The organism is Microbacterium sp. RURRCA19A, assembly GCF_900156455.1.
Lineage (GTDB): Bacteria > Actinomycetota > Actinomycetes > Actinomycetales > Microbacteriaceae > Microbacterium.
In genome coordinates this window covers 1,148,342-1,168,374 of sequence record NZ_FTNQ01000001.1, presented here as the reverse complement: position 1 = coordinate 1,168,374, position 20,033 = coordinate 1,148,342, and the positions used below count along the sequence as shown (strand labels likewise).

The 20,033-nt window shown below is 69.9% G+C and carries 17 protein-coding genes; 5 read left to right on the top strand and 12 right to left on the bottom strand.

Annotation, left to right across the window (positions count from 1 at the left end; all coding sequences use genetic code 11):
* The first annotated feature begins 10 nt into the window (after positions 1-10).
* Both BW982_RS05640 and BW982_RS05635 read left to right on the top strand, forming a co-directional pair.
* Positions 11-928 (top strand): ABC transporter permease, encoded by a 918-nt coding sequence (locus BW982_RS05640; protein WP_076491038.1) that lies wholly within the window; start codon positions 11-13, stop codon positions 926-928.
* Positions 928-2,139, top strand: a complete 1,212-nt coding sequence (locus BW982_RS05635; protein ID WP_076491037.1) for an ABC transporter ATP-binding protein — start codon at positions 928-930, stop codon at positions 2,137-2,139. Before BW982_RS05640 ends, BW982_RS05635 begins: the two co-directional genes overlap by 1 nt.
* Before the next feature lie 32 nt (positions 2,140-2,171).
* Here the strand turns inward: BW982_RS05635 and BW982_RS05630 are convergent, their stop codons facing one another.
* A complete protein-coding gene (locus BW982_RS05630) occupies positions 2,172-3,689 on the bottom strand; it encodes a DUF2142 domain-containing protein (RefSeq protein ID WP_076491036.1) in 1,518 nt (505 codons plus the stop codon).
* Between the two features lie 50 nt (positions 3,690-3,739).
* On the opposite strand from BW982_RS05630, the gene BW982_RS05625 reads away from it, so the two are divergent.
* The 3 genes from BW982_RS05625 to BW982_RS05615 are packed head-to-tail and all read left to right on the top strand — an operon-like array spanning position 3,740 to position 6,457.
* Complete coding sequence (locus BW982_RS05625; protein ID WP_175611035.1) at positions 3,740-4,366, top strand: acyltransferase; 627 nt, start codon at positions 3,740-3,742, stop codon at positions 4,364-4,366.
* Positions 4,359-5,456: a DegT/DnrJ/EryC1/StrS family aminotransferase gene (locus BW982_RS05620; protein ID WP_076491035.1), complete on the top strand. Its 1,098-nt coding sequence runs from the start codon at positions 4,359-4,361 to the stop codon at positions 5,454-5,456. Before BW982_RS05625 ends, BW982_RS05620 begins: the two co-directional genes overlap by 8 nt.
* Complete coding sequence (locus BW982_RS05615; protein WP_076491034.1) at positions 5,453-6,457, top strand: Gfo/Idh/MocA family protein; 1,005 nt, start codon at positions 5,453-5,455, stop codon at positions 6,455-6,457. Before BW982_RS05620 ends, BW982_RS05615 begins: the two co-directional genes overlap by 4 nt.
* Before the next feature lie 32 nt (positions 6,458-6,489).
* Here the strand turns inward: BW982_RS05615 and BW982_RS05610 are convergent, their stop codons facing one another.
* Genes BW982_RS05610 through BW982_RS05560 form a run of 11 tightly spaced genes read right to left on the bottom strand, consistent with a single transcriptional unit; the run spans position 6,490 to position 19,926 of the window.
* Entirely contained in the window at positions 6,490-7,452 is a 963-nt protein-coding gene (locus BW982_RS05610; protein ID WP_076491033.1) for a glycosyltransferase family 2 protein, read from the bottom strand.
* Positions 7,445-7,885 (bottom strand): GtrA family protein, encoded by a 441-nt coding sequence (locus BW982_RS05605; RefSeq protein ID WP_083696521.1) that lies wholly within the window; start codon positions 7,883-7,885, stop codon positions 7,445-7,447. Before BW982_RS05605 ends, BW982_RS05610 begins: the two co-directional genes overlap by 8 nt.
* A 5-nt stretch (positions 7,886-7,890) precedes the next feature.
* Positions 7,891-10,152 (bottom strand): glycosyltransferase family protein, encoded by a 2,262-nt coding sequence (locus BW982_RS05600; RefSeq protein WP_076491032.1) that lies wholly within the window; start codon positions 10,150-10,152, stop codon positions 7,891-7,893.
* A gap of 37 nt (positions 10,153-10,189) precedes the next feature.
* Positions 10,190-11,134: a UDP-glucuronic acid decarboxylase family protein gene (locus BW982_RS05595; RefSeq protein WP_076491031.1), complete on the bottom strand. Its 945-nt coding sequence runs from the start codon at positions 11,132-11,134 to the stop codon at positions 10,190-10,192.
* Between the two features lie 36 nt (positions 11,135-11,170).
* Positions 11,171-12,052 (bottom strand): glycosyltransferase family 2 protein, encoded by an 882-nt coding sequence (locus tag BW982_RS05590; RefSeq protein ID WP_076491030.1) that lies wholly within the window; start codon positions 12,050-12,052, stop codon positions 11,171-11,173.
* A gap of 37 nt (positions 12,053-12,089) precedes the next feature.
* Entirely contained in the window at positions 12,090-13,229 is a 1,140-nt protein-coding gene (locus BW982_RS18135) for a glycosyltransferase family 4 protein (protein WP_076491029.1), read from the bottom strand.
* Entirely contained in the window at positions 13,226-14,473 is a 1,248-nt protein-coding gene (locus tag BW982_RS18130) for a lipopolysaccharide biosynthesis protein (RefSeq protein WP_076491028.1), read from the bottom strand. Before BW982_RS18130 ends, BW982_RS18135 begins: the two co-directional genes overlap by 4 nt.
* Entirely contained in the window at positions 14,470-15,600 is a 1,131-nt protein-coding gene (locus BW982_RS05575) for a glycosyltransferase family 4 protein (protein WP_076491027.1), read from the bottom strand. The genes BW982_RS18130 and BW982_RS05575 overlap by 4 nt, the downstream gene beginning before the upstream one ends.
* Positions 15,600-16,799, bottom strand: a complete 1,200-nt coding sequence (locus BW982_RS05570; protein ID WP_254845521.1) for a glycosyltransferase family 2 protein — start codon at positions 16,797-16,799, stop codon at positions 15,600-15,602. Before BW982_RS05570 ends, BW982_RS05575 begins: the two co-directional genes overlap by 1 nt.
* Positions 16,796-17,995 (bottom strand): glycosyltransferase family 4 protein, encoded by a 1,200-nt coding sequence (locus BW982_RS05565; RefSeq protein ID WP_139327317.1) that lies wholly within the window; start codon positions 17,993-17,995, stop codon positions 16,796-16,798. The genes BW982_RS05570 and BW982_RS05565 overlap by 4 nt, the downstream gene beginning before the upstream one ends.
* A gap of 2 nt (positions 17,996-17,997) precedes the next feature.
* Positions 17,998-19,926, bottom strand: coding sequence for a DUF6541 family protein (locus BW982_RS05560; RefSeq protein WP_076491025.1), 1,929 nt, complete (start codon positions 19,924-19,926; stop codon positions 17,998-18,000).
* Positions 19,927-20,033: the final 107 nt, after the last annotated feature.

The window sequence follows — 20,033 nt, the reverse complement described above, 5'->3', positions numbered from 1 at the left end:
GATGGCAGCGATGAGCGCAGAGACCGAGGCGAGGTTCGCGCGGATCTCCGCCGAGCCCTACGCGGTCGTCGATCCGCACGGTCGTCGCACGACCGGTCGTTTCGGCAAGGTCGGTGAGATCTACGCGCGCCGTGACCTCCTGAACCTCCTCGTGCGTCGCGATCTGCAGGCGCGGTATCGGGATAGCTTTCTGGGATTCCTCTGGACGGTCATTCGACCGCTCATCCAGTTCCTCATGTACTTCATCGTCCTGGGGCAATTCCTCCGGGCGGCGGAGGGGATCGACAATTTCGCCGTCTACCTCTTCTCGGGACTGACGCTCTACGTGTTCTTCAACGACATGATCTTCGGTGCGACGGGGTCGATCCTCCAGAACGGCGGGCTCGTCAAGAAGATCTATCTGCCCCGAGAGATCTTCCCCCTCGCCAGCATCGGCGGCGCGGCATTCATGTTCCTCGTTCAGCTGGGTGTGCTGTTCGTGGCCGCACTCATCTTCCGTGCGCTTCCCACGCCGGTCGAGATGCTCTGGTTCTTCCCGTCGGTGATCCTCATCACGATCTACGGCCTCGCCATCGGCCTGCTGCTGTCGGCCTTGAATGTCTACTTGCGCGACATCCAGTACCTCACCGAGGTCGTGCTGATGCTCGCGATGTGGAGTGCGCCCATCGTCTACTCCTGGAAAATGGTCCAGGACGTCATCACGCGCTTTTCGCTGCCGGAGTGGATCCTGGAGTTCTACGCGGCGAATCCTCTGACGATCGCCGTCCTCGGATTCCACCGGGCTTTCTGGGGCGCGGGCACTCCCGAGGACTACCCGGGCAACCTCGCGCTGCGCATGCTGATCGCCGGTGCGATCGGACTGGTGCTGCTCGTAATCTCGCACCGCGTGTTCACGCGGATGCAGGGCAACTTCGCTCAGGAGCTGTGATGACGGAAACCGCGACCACCGCCCCCGACATCGTCCGCCTGAACGCCGTGTCCAAGCACTTCCGCGTGCGGCAGGACAACAGCCTGAAGGACCGCATCGTCCATCTCGGGAGGCTCGGCAAGTCCTTCCGCCGCGACTTCGTCGCCGTCGACGACGTGTCGCTCACGATCGAAGCAGGGACGACGGTCGGGCTCCTCGGGGCCAACGGATCGGGGAAGAGCACGCTGCTCAAGCTCATCGGCGGGATCCTGTCGCCGACCTCCGGGACCGTCGAGACTCGGGGACGCATGGCGGCGCTACTCGAACTCGGCGCGGGCTTCCACCCCGACCTCAGCGGTCGGGAGAACGTCTACCTCAACGCCTCGATCCTCGGAATGACTCGCGAGGAGATCGACCGCGAGTTCGACGCGATCGTCGACTTCAGCGGTATCGGGGACTTCATCGACACCGCCGTGAAGTTCTACTCGTCGGGGATGTACGTTCGCCTGGCGTTCGCGGTCGCGATCCACACCGACCCCGATGTCCTCCTCGTGGACGAAGTGCTCGCGGTCGGTGACGAGACCTTCCAGCGCAAGTGCATGGACCGCATCGCGGAGTTCCGCGCCCAGGGGCGCACAATCATCCTCGTGAGCCATTCGGCCCAGCAGGTCGCCGAGCTCTGTGACCGGGGGATCGTCCTCAAGGACGGTGCCGTGGTCTTCGACGGCGAAACCCGCGACGCCATCGGCGCTCTTCGCGACGTCCTCGAGGGGCGACGCGTGGGGGAGGCCCCGCCCGAGCAGACGGTGCACCCGATCCAGGTGAAGCGCGTCGAACTCCTCGCCGACGACGGTACGCGCACGAAGGTCGTGCACGAGGGCGACCCCCTGACGATCCGTGTCCACGTGGACTCCATGAAGCCCATCGAACGGTGGGAACTCGGATTCAGTATCGACACACCCCTCGGGCACATGGTGCTGGCGTCCAACACCGAACTGCTGGAGCATCGACTGGAGCCGATCAGCGGACAGGTCAGCATCGATCTCCGCGTCGGGGAAGTGCATCTGGGCGCCGGGCAGTACTACGTCAACGCCAACGCCGCCGGAGTCAGCGAGCCCAGCAGCCACGGACTGGCGCAAGCGGCGCTCTTCACCGTGAAGACGCGGACCGATGTCACCGTCGGCACCGTTGCGGCCTCCGTCACTGTGGGAAGGCCGAGCGTCACCGATTGACCGGTGTCCGCAGCGGCCGCGGCGATCCGGAATCAGATCCGGGTGACGGCATCCGCCACCGGCGGAGCCTCGGCATCGGACCCGGCGGCGGGTGCGTCGTCACCGGTAACCCGCGCGGGTCGACCGGAGAGGGCCAGAACGGCCAGACCGGCGGCGAAGGCGAGCGATCCCACGATGACCGTCAGGAGCGGGCTCGGCGCGAAGGGCCACCACCACTCCGCACCGGTGCCGGGGTCGAGAGCGGTCCCGTCCGTCCCGGTGGTGTAGCGGCGCACATTCGTGTAGATCGCGAGCGCGAAGGCGACCGAAAGCGCTCCGGCGGCGATCATGCGTCGAGTTCGGGTCCACCGGCCCTCGACATCGGCGGCCACCGAGGCGACACCCAGCAGGATGATCAGCAAGGGCAGGATGTAGCGAGGCTGGACCTGCGTGCCCACGACGGCCCGGGACTGCGCGAGGAGGATGAAGGGCACGCCCCAGAGGGCGGCCACCGCCAGCGCGGCGGCGATCCCCTCCCGCAGTGTGGGCCGAGCCATCCCGAGGAACAGGATGCCGCCGACGACGAGCGTCGTGGCGACGACCACCGCCGAGGGCATCGGGGTGTCGAGCCAGCCGAGTCCCCACCCGCCGAGGGCGCCCGTCCACAGGGTCGGCACGTTGAGAGCGTTGTCGATGAGCTGTGCCCGGGTCAGCGGAGGATTCTCACTGGGAAGGCCGGCGACGAGCGACCCGCTCTGCCCGGCGCTCAAGTAGAAAGCTACGCCGAGCACGGCCACGGTCGCGGCGGTGACGAGAGGAATCACCGCGGATCGGCGGCGTCCGAGTCCCAGAAGCAGTCCGAGAAGTGCGCCGAAGATCGCGAACGCCCCCGCGTCGGCGCGGGCCCCCGCGCCCAGCACGGTCGCCAACACCGCCAGTCCCGCCAGCACCCACTGGCGTCGGCCCGTGGTCAGCGTCGCGGCGTACACGCTGATCCACACCGTCGCGGCGGAAAGCAACGCCCAGGATGACGGATTGGTGGATGCGTAGACGAAGACCCCGAGCGGCACCGCCGACCCGACCGCGGAGAGCACGAGCGCGGGACGCAGGCGGCGCGGGAGAGCCCAGAACACCGCCGTGATGAGACCGACGGCAATAGCCGAATTGGCCAGGCGCATCAGGAGAACGGACGTGGGCACATCGGGTCCGGCGAAGACGCTCATTGTCGCGTAGAAGACGGGCGGGTAGAGCGGACCCGTGTTCACCCGAGTTGCCTCGAAGAGGCCGGAGGTGCCAGGATCCCAGCAGGCGGCGCTGTCGGCGGGGAGGAAAGCGTAGCAGGAGGCGTCCTTGAGGGGGGTGGGAACCAAGCGCGTCGCGGGATCTCCGGAATCCTCGCAGAGCCCCGGTCGTTCGCCCAGGCCGCACCAGATGGACGGCAGGTGGAAGTCGTCGTCGGGGCTGGCTCCGACGGGGGAGGCGAAGCTCCACGCTCCGAGCGCGATGAACAGCATCAGCGGCACGAGCCACGGTGCGAGCGTGCGGACGGCGGACGAGGATCGGCGGTGCACGCGTCGATCCTACGGGGGTCGTCCGGAATGCCCGGTTAGACTGACTTCTCGTGTCTTCCGCTACTCACCCGGACGCGACGTCTCGTCCAGCTCGCATCGATCCGTCCGCGGACGTCACCGGAGCCGTCATCGGTGACGGCTCCTCCGTCTGGCACCTCGCACAGGTCCGCGAGGACGCCGTCATCGGCCGCGACTGCGTGATCGGACGAGGCGTCTACGTCGGCCCCGGCGTCGAGATCGGCGACGGATGCAAGCTCCAGAATTACGCCCTCGTCTACGAACCGGCGCAGTTGGAAGACGGGGTCTTCGTAGGCCCCGCGGTCGTCTTCACCAATGACACCTATCCGCGCGCGATCAACCCCGACGGCACCCCTAAGTCGGCCGCCGATTGGACACCGGTGGGGGTGACCGTGCGCCGGGGCGCGTCCATCGGTGCGCGCGCGACCTGCGTGGCTCCCGTCCAGATCGGGCGCTGGGCGACCGTAGCCGCCGGCGCGGTCGTCACCAGGGACGTTCCTGATTTCGCTCTCGTCGCCGGCGTACCGGCTCGCCGGATCGGCTGGGTCGGGCCCGCCGGCGTGCCCCTGGAGCGCGACGGCGACGCGTGGGTCTGCCCGCGAACGGGGGACCGATTCATCGAGACCGACGGCGAACTCAAGGAGGACACCGATGCCTGATCTCATTCCCGCGGCCAAACCCCTCATCGGCGACGAGGAGCGGGCCGCCGTCGATCGTGTCCTGCAGAGCGGCATGATCGCCCAGGGCCCCGAGGTCGCGGCGTTCGAGAGAGAGTTCGCCGAGCACTTCGTGCATGGCCGCGAGACCGTCGCGGTCAACTCCGGCACCTCCGGCCTGCACCTCGGCCTCCTTGCCGCGGGTATCGGCCCCGGCGACGAGGTCGTCGTGCCCTCGTTCACCTTCGCGGCGACCGGGAACTCCGTTGCGCTCACGGGGGCGACCCCGGTGTTCGCCGATATCGACCCGGTGACCTTCGCGCTGGACGCGGCGAGTGTCGAGGCCGCCGTCACGCCGCGGACCCGTGCGGTCATGCCTGTGCACCTCTACGGCCACCCCGCGGACATGGTCGCGCTCCAGGCCGTCGCCGACCGCCACGGACTGATGATCTTCGAGGACGCCGCCCAGGCGCACGGGGCTCGCCTGCACGGCCGCGCCGTCGGCACGTTCGGGGCGTTCGCGATGTTCTCGTTGTATCCGACGAAGAACATGACCAGTGGTGAAGGCGGCATGGTCACGGCCGGCACCCCGGAGATTGCGAGGTCGCTGCGTCTCATGCGCAATCAGGGCATGGAACGCCAGTACGAGAACGAGGTCGTCGGCTTCAACGCCCGGATGACCGACCTGCACGCCGCGATCGGACGCGTGCAGTTGACCAAAGTCGACGCCTGGACCGAGCAGCGGCGCCGCAACGCGGCGTTCCTGGACGCGAACCTCGGGGGCGTCGTGACTCCTGCCGTGGCCGAAGCCGCCCACCACGTCTACCACCAGTACACCGTCCGAGTCGCCGATGACCGAGACGGTTTCGTGCGTGCGCTCCGCGAGGAGCATCAGGTCGGCAGCGGGGTGTACTACCCGATCCCAAACCACCGCCTCCCGTCCCTCGCGGGATTCGCGCCCGGTCTCGACCTTCCCGAGACCGAGCGCGCCGCTCGTGAAGTGGTGTCGTTGCCGGTTCACCCTTCTTTGACCTCCGCTGATCTCGAGCGAATCGTCGCCGCGGTCACCGCGGTCGCTGGAGCGGGGTCGTGAGCAAGGGGCTGCGGGCGGGCCTCCTCGGCCTGGGCATGATGGGACGTCATCACGCGCGCCTCCTCCGTGAGATCGACGGCATCGATCTCGTCGCCGTCGCCGATCCCGCCGGTGACCCGCACGGTGTCGCCCCGGGCATGGACGTGCTGCCCGATGTCGAGGCGCTCGCGGCGGCGGGCATCGACATCGCCGTCGTCGCCGTCCCCACGCGCTTCCACGCGGCGGCGGCATCCGCCCTGGCTGCCGCGGACGTGCACGTGTTGGTGGAGAAGCCGATCGCCGACAGCTCGACCGATGGCGAGGCGCTCGCGGACCTGTTCGAGGCGCGGGGACTGGTGGGCGCCGTCGGCCACGTCGAGCGCTTCAACCCGGCTCTGCAGCAGCTGAGGTCCCGGCTGGCCGAGGGGGAGATCGGTGACGTCTACCAGATCGCGACCCGACGGCAGAGCACCTTTCCGGCGCGCATCGGCGACGTCGGTGTGGCGAAGGACCTCGCCACCCACGACATCGACCTCACCGCCTGGGTGGTGCAGGCATCGTACGAAGCGGTCTCCGCCCAGACGGCGTTCAAGAGCGGGCGCTCGCACGAGGACATGATCGCGATCGCCGGACGCCTGTCCGACGGTGCCGTGGTCAACCACCTCATCAACTGGCTGAGCCCTATGAAGGAGCGCGTCACCGTCGTGACGGGGGAGCGCGGCACCTTCATCGCCGACACCGCCACCGCCGATCTCACATTGCATCGCAACGGGACCGCCGCTCTGGAGTGGGAATCAGTGTCTACCTTTCGCGGGGTCTCGGAGGGCGACGTGACGCGGTTCGCCTTCCCCAAGCGCGAGCCTTTGCGCGCCGAACTCGAGGCGTTCCGTGACGCGGTCAACGGGTTGCCCACCAACCTCTCCACCATGCGCGAGGCCGTCCACGTCCTGCGCGTCGTCGAGGCCTCGCTGGAATCGGCCGCCGACGGCGGCAGACTCATCCGAACCGCCGTCCGCGTGTGAGCTGAGCTCGCCGCGACGATGTCCCGGCGTGCTCAGGACTCGTGGAAGGGTGCGAACTCCGGCTTCGACGGAGTCGACTGGATATCGAGTTGCAGCGCGCTGATGAGGAGTTGCGTCCCCAGCATCAATGGCAGCGCCGCGAGCATCACCGTCGCTGCGGTGGCGATCGCGGAGCCCAGGATCTGGAAGAACAACCAGATGGTCACGATCGCGCCGAAGCCGAGGAAGGCCAGGCCGAGGAACAGCAGCAGCGCGATCGGCGAGAACGACCACAGGACGTAGCGGTACCAGATGCGATGCCAGAACCCGACGGTGAGGCGGTGGGTGAGCTCGGGCACGACCTTGCTCAGGCGGATGCTGGACACCTCGTCGCCGTAGACCGCGGGGATCGGAACGTCGACGGCGGAGATCTGCAGGATGTTCAGGTGGATCAGCAGGTCGTTCTCGAAGCTGTAACGCTTGGCGACGCGCTCGAGCGGCACTCGGCGAAGAGCCTCCGATCGGATCGCGGTGTAGCCGTTCTGCGGGTCGAAGAGATTCCAGTATCCGGAGGACAGCTTTGTGATGAACGACAGCGCGATGTTGCCGAAGACACGGTAGCCCGGCATCCCGGTGAAGGACTCAGGGGAGTAGAAGCGGTTCGCCTTGGCGAACCCGTAACCGTCCTCGACGACACGGTCCAGCAGGGCCGGGAGGTACTCGGGGTCCATTTGGGCGTCGCCGGCCATGATGACGTTCACGTCGCTGCCCAGTTCGAGAGCCGTCCGGTGTCCCGTGATGATGGCCCCGCCCACGCCCTGGTTGACCTCGTGACGAATCAGCGTCACTCGAGGGTCTCTGACGGCGCGCACCACGGCGCTGGTGTCGTCGGGGCTGCAGTCGTCGACGATGACGATGTGGTCGACGAAAGCGGGCATGGTCTCGATGACCCGCGCGATCATCTTCTCTTCCTTGTACGCCGGGACGACAGCCGCAATGGACGCGCCTTTATACATGCGAGGGAGCACCTTTCGGACGGGCGAAGACCCAGTAGCGGTATGCGTAATAGTTGCCGACGGTCGTGATCGCGACAGCGATGACCTTGCCGACCATCCAGGACCATCCGGCGCCGTCGCTCAGTGCCACGATGCCTGTGGTCAGGAGCGTGTTGGCGATGACCAGCAGCGTGTACCGGACGACGCTCGGCGCGACTGCGTCGCTCGCGCGGAATGCGAACAACCGTTGGAGCGTATAGGTCACGACGAAACTCGCGAGGAAAGCCGTCGGCGTGGCGATCGGCAGCGGCACGCCCACGAGATCATGGAGAGCCCACAGCAGGCCGAAGTCGAACGCGAAGCTCAGGCCCCCCATCACGAGATAGCGCACGAGGCTGGACGACCAGAGGAGCCTGAGGCCGCGTGGACGCGACACGGAGGGCTCGGAAGGCATGGGTTCTATGATGCCAGTCCCGTCGATCGGTCCCTGTCATCCGACCGCTCTCCGCGGGCTTTCAGCGCCGCGTCCAGCAACGTCCGCGCGCGCGCGTCGAAGGAATGCTCCGTGCGGACGCGCTCGGAGATCCCGGTGAGGGCGTCGCGTGTCGGGAAGATCTCATCGAGATCGCCGGAGAGCATGTCGATCAGCTCGGGAATCGAGTCATAGGTCCGCACGGCGCCCTCGAACAGCACGTCGATGCCTTCGACCCGGTCGCTGATGGCGCGCCCGCCGGCGGCGACGACGTCGAAGAGGCGGTTGCCGATGAACCCTCGCTCCCTCATCGCGGGCCAGTGGTCGTTGAGGACGACACCAGCCTGCTCGTAGAGATCGGGGAGCGCGTCGTTGTCGACACCGGTCGCCGCGATGCGTTCTGCGGGGATCCACCCGCGCCAGTCCGGCCCGATCACCGTGACGGGGATCCCGGCGCGGATGGGTTCGACGACGGATGGGCGCAGGATGCCGCGGGCGGTGCCGACGAAGAGGATGTCGTCGCTTCGGGTGGCCCCGGAAGGCCGGAACCGCGTGGCATCCGTGCACTGCAGCAGCGGAAGGATGGGGACCCCGAGCTCTGCTCCAGCCTGTCGGGCCCAGGGCGCGGACGCGGCGAAGATCGCGTCGAATCCCGCCACGTCATCCGTTCCGATCTGGTCGGGGTGGCTGATGATCCACAGCAGTGAGACCCCGGAGGGGGATGCCTCCAGCGGTTCGGGACCGCGGAGAGCGACCGTGACGTCGTCCAGATGGCGTGTGGGGCGGTGCCGGGCGGAGTAGGCGTCGATCACGACTTCCTGACCGTGGCGCCGGAGGGCCGCGGCGAGTGCGCGGGCGAAATGCGTGTCGCCCCACCCTTCGGCCCGGGGTCCGACGGGTGCCGCCGTGCGCAGCGCCCAACGCAGGACCGGCACGGATGTGCCGTCCTCGAGGACAGCCTGCCGTGCGGGGCGGTGGATGTGGAACGAGCGCCCCGACGGAGCGCGTTCCCATCCTGCTCGTCGGAGCAGGGCATCGGCATTCTCGACGATCGTGGGCAACTCGGCCGCGGCCGCCGCGGACCTCGTTCGGGAGAACAGGTCGAGGGCCACACGCGCGGTGCCGCCTACGGACACGGCCGCCGCGGCGTCGGGTCCGCGCAACTCGGCACCGATGCCGTTGCGGTGGGCGGCGAAGGTGGATCCGGCGAGGGCGGGGACGTCGAGCGAGGCGCTTTCGCCATCGACGAGCGGTGTGAGGTCCTCGACGGGGTGTCCGGCCAGGAAGCGCCCCTGTCCGGTCGCACCGACCGCGGCGATCGTGCCGTCGCCGTCGAGCCAGACCGGCGCGACGAACGCTCCTGGCCCGTACTCCGACACTCGATCCGCGAGGTTGCCGGCATCCGTTGCCGTCAGCGTCTGGTTCGGGCCGCGCACGATCACGATGTCGGCGACCGAGGTCTGACGGAGCTCGTCGAGGGCCGCGGTCGCATCGTCGTGACGGCGGCGGCTCGCCCGGATACGGCTGCTCGATGCAGACGCGATCTGCGCGAGCGTCCAATCCTCGGCTCGGTCGTCCAGGACGGCGATCGCGGAGCCCTGACCCGGGACGGAGGCGAAGGCGATTGCCTCGGCGATCGACTCGTCGAAGTCCCACTCGTCAGGACCGAGCGCGATGAGCAGCTCCCGCTCGAGTGCGACGGTCCCCTGCGGAGCGGCGATCTCCCCTCCGACTCTGGCACGCCGGGCGGCCTCGATGATGACCTCCGACAGCCGACTCCACGACGCCGGCGAGGGCAGCGCGTCGGGGCCGTACGGGAGCGAGTCCGTCTCGCGCCGATGCCACGCGTGCGCGACGGGCCCGCCCGGGGTCGTCCAGGCCTCCGGGTGCCGCTCGCCGTACGCGGTGGCATCCCACAGCGGGCTCACCTGCAGGCCCCGCGGATCCGCGACGACATAGGCATAGAGGGCGGGAACGCGCCACGCCTCGGGGAGATGGTCGCCCACGGCGGTGTCGACGAAGAGGGGGTTCAGTCGGAAACCGTCCCGGTACCCGCCGGACACGTATCGCCGGATCGCCGCCTCGGTGCTGAGGGGGCGGCCCACCTGCGCGTGCACGTAGTCGAGGTCGACGATGTCGGCGCGGGCGATCGCCCGGGCCCACCACGCCCTGTCGATCCGCGCGGTCACCGCGCGGAACACGGGCTGTGCGCGCGCCGATCGCCACAGGGAGCGCACGGTGTTAAGCATGAGATCTCCGGCTGTTCGCGCGGTGTCACGCGCCGTCTCAGGCGTCGGCGAGCACTCCGCGGAAGTAGTCGATGGTGCGCTCGAGTCCCGGACGCAGAGCCACCGTCGGCTCCCACCCGAGCTCGCGGCGGGCGAGGTCGATGTTGGGCTGACGCTGCTTCGGGTCGTCCTGGGGGAGCGGGCGGTGCTCGATGGTCGAGGTGCTGCCGGTGATCTCGAGCACGGCGTTGGCCAGCTCGAGCATCGTGAACTCGCCGGGGTTGCCCACATTGATGGGGCCGGTGACCTCGTGGCCGGTGTTCATCAGACGCACCATGCCGTCGACGAGATCGTCGACGAAGCAGAAGGAACGGGTCTGGGAGCCGTCGCCGTAGATGGTGATCGGCTCGCCGCGGAGAGCCTGGACGATGAAGTTGGACACGACGCGACCGTCATTCGGGTGCATGCGCGGCCCGTACGTGTTGAAGATACGGATGACCTTGATCGAGAGGTCGTGCTGGCGCCGGTAGTCGAAGAACAGCGTCTCGGCGGCGCGCTTGCCCTCGTCGTAGCAGGACCGCGTACCGATGGGGTTGACGTTGCCCCAGTAGTCCTCGGTCTGCGGGTGCACCGCGGGGTCGCCGTACACCTCGGAGGTGGACGCCTGGAGGATCGGGACGCGCAGACGCTTGGCCAGGCCGAGCATGTTGATGGCGCCCATCACGCTGGTCTTCGTGGTCTGCACCGGATCGTGCTGGTAGTGCACCGGGGAGGCCGGGCAGGCGAGGTTGAAGATCTGGTCGACCTCGACGTACAGAGGGAACGTCACGTCGTGACGCATGAGCTCGAAGCGCGGATTCCCGAAGAGGTGCTCGACATTGCGGCGCGACCCCGTGAAGAAGTTGTCGACGCAGATGACCTCGTGGCCCTCGCCCAGCAACCGCTCGGACAGGTGGGACCCGATGAAGCCGGCGCCGCCGGTGATCAGAACTCTCGAAGACACTTCCGTAGCCTACCAGCGGCGCGTCGGCGGACCCGGTCAGCGGGTCGTCGACACCATGCGGGCCTGCCCGAGCGTGCGCCCCAGGCCGCCCTCGAGCCGGCCGAGGAACATCGGCCAGCCGTCGGCAACCGTGATCGGCTTCGGGTTGCGCAGCCCGTAGAGCAGCCCCGCACCGGTGAACGCGGCGCGCCACCACAACGGGTAACCGTGCACCGCGAAGGCCCGACCCGTGCCACGACCGTAGGCGCGGAGCTTGCGGCGGCGCTCGGCATCCGACAGTCCGAACCCGGTGGAGATGCCGTCGACGTGGACCTCCGCGGGGAGCCAGCGGAACTCCGTCCGCAGCCGCGGCTCGTGCGCCATCGCGCGCAGGAGCAGGTCGGTGCCTTCGGCGACCTGCCAGGGTGTCGCGGATCCCGGGCCCAGGTCTTCGTCGAACCCGTCGACGGCGTCGAACAGCGAGCGGCGCATCAGGATGCCCATCTCGATCACGGCCCACACGTTGTACTTGTCGAGCGGGGTGCCCGGCGTCGGCAGGGTCGTCTTGGGCCCGCGCTCGTCCCAGGAGGTGAATCCCCCCGCGAGGAACGCGGAGTCGTCGATCGCGGCGTGGAGGGCGTCGACCGTGCCGGCGGGGTAGGTGGTGTTGTCGTTGGGGAACGTCACGACGGCCTCACCGGGCGGCAGCGCCGCGACACCGGTGTTGCGTCCGAGCGACGCGCCCCGCCCCGAGGTCGTCGCGGTGACGGCGACGCCGCGCGCCGCGAACTCCGCGGCCAGTGCCGCGACGTCGTCCTGGGCGCCCTGCGCGACCAGCACGACGTGATCGCCGTCGCGGAGCTGGCCCTCGAGGGAGGTCAGGAGGGCGCGGAGGGGATCGAGGCGCCCCAGGGTCGTCACGACGAAGCCGATGTTCACCCCTCGATTGTGCCCCGCCGAGCGGTCCGTCGCGGAATCAGAGGCCTCGGCCGCGCCGCAGCCGATCCTCGATGAGGTCGTTCCATCGTTCCGCGGTCCGACGCCAGGTGAAGTCGCGGGCGTTGGCGACACCGCGCTGCGAGAGGTCGGCGCGCGCATCGGGGTCTGCCGCGACCTCCGTGATCAGGGCGGCGAGGGCCGCGGCATCCGTGGCCGGGAAGTAGCGCGCGGAGTCGCGGAGGATCTCGCGGTTGATCGGGATGTCGGAGGCGAGGATCGGCGTGCCCAGGCGCTGGGCCTCCAGCGGGGGGAGTCCGAAGCCCTCGTGCAGAGACGGCCATACGAACGCCGACGCGCGGGCGAACGCGTCCGCGAGCTCGTCGTCGCTCACCCGCCCGCGCCATCGGATGCGACCGGGCGCGATGCCCTTCTCCGCGGCGTAGGGTTCCAGCGCGGGATCGAGATCGCCGAGGAACTCCACCTGGATCGGTGCGTCCTCGGGGAGCAGGGCCAGCGCGTTGATCGTGGCTCGGGCGTTCTTGCCGGCGCCGTGGCGGCCGAAGGCGACGATGACGGCGGGATCGGCGGGCGCGGGCCTCGCCTCGGGCACCGGCAGGGTGTCGGCTCCGAGGTGGACGACGTCGATCGTCTCCGGGGCCACGCCGAAGCGTTCCGCGATCTCCCGCCGCGACGCGTCACTGCTGGTCACCAGGGTCTGGCCGCGGCGCAGCATCCCCCAGCGCACCGACAGGTGCCACTGGACGCGGAAGAGGAAGGTGAAGTCCTGCGGGCGCAGCGACGGCGCGATGTCGTGCTGCACGGAGATCTGCGGCCGATAGACCATCGGGGCGATGTTCGCCGGGTTCAGCAGGAGGGGCGAGCCGTTTCGACGCAGCCACAGCGGCAGCTCGATCTGTTCCCAGAGCGGGCCGCCGGTGCGCCCGATCGCACGGAACGGAACCCCCTCGGGCACCTGGTCGACCGCGGACGGCGGGACCAGCAGCACGATGTCGGAGCGCAGCTGCGACAGGTGCTGGCTGATCTCGATGGCGCACCGGCGGACGCCCCCGAAGGAGGCGAGCAGGTACCGCCCGTTGATGGCGACGGTCACGGGGGCGTCCTTCCGGTTCGACGCGGAGGGTCCGTTCGACGAGGCGGACGGGGGAGAGGATGTCATGACGGAGCCTCCGAGGGGGCGTGACGCAGCTCCCGCAGGACGCGGAGGCAGCGGCGAGCGAGCAGCAGGGTCGCGGCGCCTTCGGTGAAGGCGTACCCGAGAGCCGCGCCGACCGGGCCCCAGGCGATTCCGAGACCGATCATCAGCGGGATGCCCAGGACCGTGGCGATCAGGGTCGCGCGCATCACGGGACCGGCCTGTCCGGCGGGGAAGAGGATCAGACGGGCGACGGCGGTGCGGACCGAGAAGAAGAAGAACACCAGACCCATCACGAGCAGGATGTCGAAGGGCGCTCCGGCGGCGGCGCCCAGGTAGGCGCTCGTGAGCCAGGGACCCACGAGGGCGAGCCCCGCCCAGCCGAGGAGCCCCGTGCCCGCGGCCAGCAGCAGGGCGATGCCCATGCGGCGCCCGCGGTGGGCTCCGTGAGCCTCGCCGATCCAGCTCTGCAGCGCGTTCGCGAGCGTCATCGGGATGAACTGACCGAGCTTGAGCATCTTGTCGGCGGTGGCGTACCCGGCGGCCGCCGACGCGGGTGAGGTGACGTTGACCACGGGGGCCGGGACGCTGGAATAGCCGCTGAGGCCGGCGTCGTTGAGCGCGACCGGCAGGGTGCTGCGCAGCAGTCGCGGCAGGTCGCGTCGCCCGGGCCAGGGCCCCGGATGCCGTCGCAGCAACCGGATCGTGAAGATCCCGGTGCCGATGAGGGTCACCGCGATACCGGCGAGCGGGTAGAGCACGACCACGCCCGTGACCAGCACCAGTCCCGCCGCGGCGATGTTCGCGACCAGGCGGGGCACGGCGTCGAAGATCACGATCGTGCGCGGGTCTCCCACCCCGGCGCTGAACCAGGTGAAGGACAGCGCGATGAGCGCTCCCTGCGCGCCCATGAGGATGGTGAGCCACTCCGATCCCGGCGAGGCGATGAACCAGCAGACGACGCCGAGGGCGGGGAGGGCCACCACCGCGATCAGCAGGCGCACGACGATCGACTCCCGGTACAGGCGAGCCCGTTCGTCGTCGTCGGCGGCGATGGAGATCAGTGCCGGGCCGATGGTCGCCCAGCCCCATCCGATCGCGATCGCGGCGAACGTGCCGATCGATTCGCCCGCGATCGCGCTGGCCCAACCGGCATCGCCGGCGATGCGCACGACGACCGGGAGGGCGACGATCGGAGAGAACGCCGCGATCGCGGGCAGCAGCATGAAGCCCAGCAGGCGCCGCCGCAGCGACGGGGCTGCGCTCATCGCCGTCGTCCCGCCGACAGCACGCGCTCCAGCTCGGCGGCGGTCGCCGCCGCGGCACCGTCCCAGGTGAACCGCGACGCCCAGGCCCGTGCGGCCTCGCGCGCGTCGGCGTCCGGCGGCGACACCAACGCGGCGCCGATCGCGGCGCCGAAGGCGGTGGCATCCGTCGCGTCGGCGTACCGCGCGGCGACTCCGCCGACCTCGCGCAGGACCGGGACGTCGTGCGCCAGCACCGGGATGCCGCGCCGCAGCGCATCGACGACGGGGAGACCGAATCCCTCGACGAGCGACGGGCACACGTACAGGTCGGCGATCTGGAAGAGCGCTTCCAACTGCGCGTCGCTCACCCAGCCGGGCAGGACGACGTCGGCCTCGAGACCGAGCCGGGCCACATCGGCCTCCAGCGGATCGGGCAGCCGACTTCCCGCGATCACGGTCACCGGGCGCTGCTCCCTCGGCAACGCGGCGACGGCGGCGAGGAGTCCGGGGAAGTTCTTGTGCGGCATGCGGTTGCCGACACTGAGCACGACGGGCCGGCCGGCGGGGATCGCGAGGGATGCCACCTCTCTCGCCGGATCGGCGACGGGCCGGGGGTCGGTGCTGCCGTTGTGCACCACGGCGATCCGACCCGACGGGACCCCGAGGTGGCGGCCGATGCTCTCGGCAGCGGCGTGAGAGACCGTCAGCACCCGGTCGGCCGTGCGGGCCGAGCGGCGCATGAGCCACGACGTCACGCCCCGCTGCACCCGCTGGGCGAGGCTGCCGGGCACCTCGTCGTAGATCGCGTCGTGCACCGTGACCACGCGCGGCACGCCGCGCAGGACGGGACCGAAGTTGGCCGGTGCCCACACGAGGTCGGCCCGGTGCCGACGCGCGATCGCATCGGTCGCCGCGACCGCGCCGAGCGCCCACGTGGCCGGATCGGTGCCCACGGCGCCGAGGGTCTGCACGCGACCCGGGAAGAACGCGCCGACCCGTTCGGTGCCCGCACGGCCCGTCAGGGCGGCGAAGCGCACGTCGGGCAGCAGGGCGTCGATGCGGGGGAGGAGTTCCCGGACGTAGGTCTCGGTCCCCCCGCGCGACCCCGTGAAGCCGAGCAGGTCGACGAGGATTCGACGGGCGGGCATCAGCTCTCGATGACGGCTTCGGGGCGCTGCTCGCGCCGGGGCGTGGTCAGCACGCCCGAGAAGAAGCTCATCATCACGGTCTGGAAGCCCAGGATGATCAGCAGCGCACTGGGCACCGCGATGCGCACGGCCTGCGCCGCGTTCTGCTGACCGAAGTCGAGGTTGCCCCACAGCACGACCTGCACGATCCCGATGATCACGCCGAGCACGAACAGCCCGACGCCGATCAGCAGGCCGCGCTCGGCGGACCAGTTCGCCACGATGCGCCGGTATCTCGCGCTCGTGGGGAGGAACCCCTCCTGGGTCGCGTACAGCTTCGTCAACCAGAAGAAGAGCAGCGATTGGAACCCGATGACGCAGAGGGCGCTGGCGTAGACCATCGTGGTCACGTCGAAACCCACCCCGCCGATGTTGATGCCGCCGAAGGCGAGCACGCCCACCGCGATCGCACCGAGGAAGAACGCGACCAGCCCCGGGTAGACGAACAGCCAACGCGGCGCGAACAGCAGCAGGAAGCGCAGGTGCCGCCACCCGTCGTGCCAGCTGCGCAGGTGCGGCGGACGCGACCGACCGTCCTTCTTCAGCGTGGTCGGCACCTCTTCGATGCGGTAGCGGGCGAGCGAGGCGCGCACCACCATCTCGGAGGCGAACTCCATACCCGTGGTCTGCAGGTCGAGCTCGCGGATGCGTGCGCGGTTGAACCCGCGCAGACCGCAGTGGAAGTCCCGGATGCCCGGGCGGAAGAAGAGCTCGCCGATGAACGACAGCACCGGGTTGCCCAGGTACTTGTGCAGCGGCGGCATCGCGCCCGGGGCGATCCCTCCGCGGAAGCGGTTCCCCATCACGAGGTCCGCACCGGCGCGCAGCCGCTCGACGAACGGCTCGAGGTTCTCGAAGTCGTAGCTGTCATCGGCATCCGCCATGATGACGTACGTCCCGTGCGCCTGCTCGATGCCGTTGATCAGTGCGGCGCCGTACCCGCGGCGGGGGGCGTGCGAGACGCGGGCGCCGAGACGCTCGGCGATCGCCTGAGACCCGTCGGTGCTGCCGTTGTCGGAGATGAGGACCTCACCGCGGATGCCGCTGCGCTGGAGGAAGCCCTGTGCCTTGCGGATGCAGACCTCGAGCGTCTCCGCCTCGTTGAGGCAGGGCATGAGGATCGTCAGTTCGACGGCGTCGTTGGGGGCGGGAGAGGTCACGGCGTGTCTTCTTTCGTGATCCGCGGGGCGGGGGCGGTCGACAGCTGCAGCGCCGACAGGATCCCCTCCACGGTGCGTCGGATGGTGCGGGTGCCCACGGCGGTGTCGTACCAGGCGCGCGCGGAGCGGCGCAGGTCGTCACCGCCGTCGGCGACGGCCCGGATCGCCCGGGCGAGGTCGGTGGGGGAGGTGCTGGGGGCGACGACGCCGTTGACGCCCTCGTCGATCAGCTCGGTGGCGGCGTTGCCCTCGTCGGCGACGAGCACGACGGGCGTGCCGTGGGCGTTGGCCTCGACGACGACGAGTCCGTATCCCTCGCGGCGGGACGGGTTGATCAACGCCAGCGCGCCGTGCATGAGGGCGTCGAGCTCGGCGTCGTCGACGAAGCCCGGGAAGTCGGTCCATCCCGAGCCGTGGACCCGGTCGACCTCCGCGCGGATCCGAGCCGAGGTCGGTCCGGTGCCCAGGACCGTCAACCGCAGATCGGGGATCGTCGTGCGGGCCTCGGCGACCGCGGCGGGCAGCGACTCGACGCGCTTGTCGGGGATGTGGCGCCCGGCGTAGAGGACGTACGGCGGCTGGGATGCCGGTGCCGTCGGCGCGGCATCCACGGCGCCGTCGATGAGCCCGGGGCTCACGAGCGGAGCGCGGCGGAGGCCCTCTCGGCGCAGGCGCGTCGCGCTCAGCTGCGAATGACAGGTCGCCAGGGGCGTGATCGCGATCGCGCCCCGCTGGAGGAGCCACGCGATCGTGCCGGTGACGAGGCCGGAGTACTCCACCCACTGACGTCGGTGCCAGACCTCGAGGTAGTCCACCACGACGCGCGTGCGCGTCCCGAGGAGTGCGAGGCGCGCGGCGTACACGTTGAAGATCGGCAGACCGCTCACGATGACGGCGTCGTAGCGACCGCGACTGCGCCCCAGCGACCGGAACAGTCCGGCGGCGTACGCGAGGGCCGCGGGGATGCGGCGGACACCGTCGGCGCCGTAGAGCGACAGGCGTCGGCTGACCGGAACGATGCGGAATTTCCGTTCCGACGGTACGTCGCCGTCCCACTGGACGGCCGTGAGGTACTCGACGTCGAGCCCTCGCGCGCCCATCTCGTCGGCGAACGCGCGATACTGCCGTTCGCCGCCCCCCGTGGAGTAGGGGAACAGGCAGTCGTACGCGACCGCGACGGTCGCCGGGGATGCCACGATCAGCACCCCTCGATGCGGAACAGGCGCGCGTCGGGTCCCTGCGAATCCACGAGGACGAGATGCGCGGACGGCGTCAGCCCGTAGAGCCCTTGGCGGTCGAAACCGACGCCCGGGTTGTTCCACACGTTCTGCGCGCCGAAGTCGAGCACGTAGTCGACGCCGAGTCGATCCACGACCTGGCAGACCTTCGGGTCCGAGTCGATGTCCTTCAGGCGGTTGTCGAGGTACTGCTCGTCGGCACCGATGTTCCCGAAGACGTGCTTGCGGAGCACTTCGCGGTCGCCGATCGCGTAGGCCAGAGACGCGCCGGTCCACGCGCTGCCGGCGATCACGGCATCCGCGGGCGTGGTCTCGGGAAGGCGCTCGAGCAGCGCCTCCTCGTCGGAGGTCAGCAGGGCGGACGTCGGTGTCAGCGCGAACGAGTCACGGGCGTCGTTCGCGGTGCGCAGCACGTTGGGGCTGACGGCGACGGAGAACACGATGACGACGCCCACCGCGGCGACGAGTCCGCGCACCGCACCGGGGGCGCGCAGCGAGGTCAGGGCTGCCGCGGCGAGGTCGACCACGGTGAGCGCTCCGAGCACGACGAGCGGGATCCCGGCGACGGGGAGGAGCGCCGCCAGGCGGAAGGAGTCGTTGTACCAGGGGTTGGTGACGAGCTCGCGGATCGGATTGCCGACGCCGGTGCCCGAGACCAGGACGAACATGACGGATGCCACGACCCACGGCGCGAGCACCACCAGGTTCCGGCGCGGGCGGCGGACGACGGTGATGAGGCCGACGATCATGAGAAGGGAGATCGTGATCGTGATTGGGTACGAGCGCGGCGACAGCAGGACCGCCTCGCCCACCGCCTGGGCGGTGCTCTGCCACGGGCCCCAGCGCGACATGTCGTACCCGGTGCGCGAGAAGCGCCAGAGGAACAGCATGACCAGGGCGAGAGCGGCGAGGATCGCGGCGACGCGGATCCAGCCCCGTCGGGTCGGGTGGGCCCAGACCTCGCCGATCAGCTCGACGACGACGATGGCGGCCGACAGGGCGACCATCGCGAGGAAGGCATTGGGATGGGAGAGACCGACTCCCGCGGCCGCAGCCAGCACCAGCACCCCCGCACCCACACGCGCGGCGACCCCACGGACGCGGAGGAGATGCACGACGGCCGCGATCCCCCCGGGCAGGACCGCGTAGCCCATGGCGTTCGGGTAGAGCACGCCGAAGTAGAGCAGGAGCAGGGGGAACGCCCCGAAGCCGGTCGACAGGGCGGCGGAGCTCACGAGCACGGCCGTGCGCTCGCCGAGCAGCGCGGCCGACAGTGCGACGACGGAGACGGGCCAGGCCACGGCCCCCAGCGCGATGGTGGCGGCGTTGACCGCGACGGGGACGGACACCCCCGTCATCTCGGCCGCGAGGGCGGCGACGGTGTGCCAGCCGTTGGGGTAGAACCCGATGTCGGAGGTCGCACCGATGTGGAAGGCCGATGCGTCGTGCTGCGCGACCGCATACGCGACTGTGTTGAGGTGCACGATCGCGTCGAAGGTCTGCGAGATGTTGCCGGGGGCGCCGAACACCGAGATCATCTGCAGGGCGATCGCGACGGCCGCGGCGGCGAGGGCGAGCAGCCCCCAGGCGAACGGGGCGCGCGGGGTCCGGTCCCCGGGCTCGGGTCCGACCCACCGGCGGAGCCCGAACGCGGCGCCGGCGGCGAGCAGGGTGACCAGGAGGATCGGCAGGGGCGACCACCCCAGACCGAGGAGCGGCGCGAGGGTGGCGGAGATGCCGAGGATCGCGATCGACACGACCGGCGCGAGCGCCAGCAGTCGCAGCCGCCGCACGCCCCATCCGGCGGCCATGACGGCGATTCCGGGCACGGTCAGCCCCAGGACAGAGACGATCAGAGGCATCACGATCACCGACCAGGAATCGCTCATGCACTCCCATTTCTCGCTCGACGACAGTCAGTCATGCTAACCGACGGCGCCTGATCTCCCCCTGAGGGGCGCGGAGGAGGGCCCGCATAGACTGGTCGGGCGTGGGC

Excerpts from the sequence above, each read along its gene's own strand:
- BW982_RS05640 (WP_076491038.1), top strand. The coding sequence starts at position 11 with ATGAGCGCAGAGACCGAGGCGAGGTTCGCGCGGATCTCCGCCGAGCCC.
- BW982_RS05635 (WP_076491037.1), top strand. The coding sequence starts at position 928 with ATGACGGAAACCGCGACCACCGCCCCCGACATCGTCCGCCTGAACGCC.
- BW982_RS05620 (WP_076491035.1), top strand. The coding sequence starts at position 4,359 with ATGCCTGATCTCATTCCCGCGGCCAAACCCCTCATCGGCGACGAGGAG.
- BW982_RS05610 (WP_076491033.1), bottom strand. The coding sequence starts at position 7,452 with ATGTATAAAGGCGCGTCCATTGCGGCTGTCGTCCCGGCGTACAAGGAA.
- BW982_RS05605 (WP_083696521.1), bottom strand. The coding sequence starts at position 7,885 with ATGCCTTCCGAGCCCTCCGTGTCGCGTCCACGCGGCCTCAGGCTCCTC.
- BW982_RS05600 (WP_076491032.1), bottom strand. The coding sequence starts at position 10,152 with ATGCTTAACACCGTGCGCTCCCTGTGGCGATCGGCGCGCGCACAGCCC.
- BW982_RS18135 (WP_076491029.1), bottom strand. The coding sequence starts at position 13,229 with ATGACATCCTCTCCCCCGTCCGCCTCGTCGAACGGACCCTCCGCGTCG.
- BW982_RS18130 (WP_076491028.1), bottom strand. The coding sequence starts at position 14,473 with ATGAGCGCAGCCCCGTCGCTGCGGCGGCGCCTGCTGGGCTTCATGCTG.
- BW982_RS05575 (WP_076491027.1), bottom strand. The coding sequence starts at position 15,600 with ATGCCCGCCCGTCGAATCCTCGTCGACCTGCTCGGCTTCACGGGGTCG.
- BW982_RS05560 (WP_076491025.1), bottom strand. The coding sequence starts at position 19,926 with ATGAGCGATTCCTGGTCGGTGATCGTGATGCCTCTGATCGTCTCTGTC.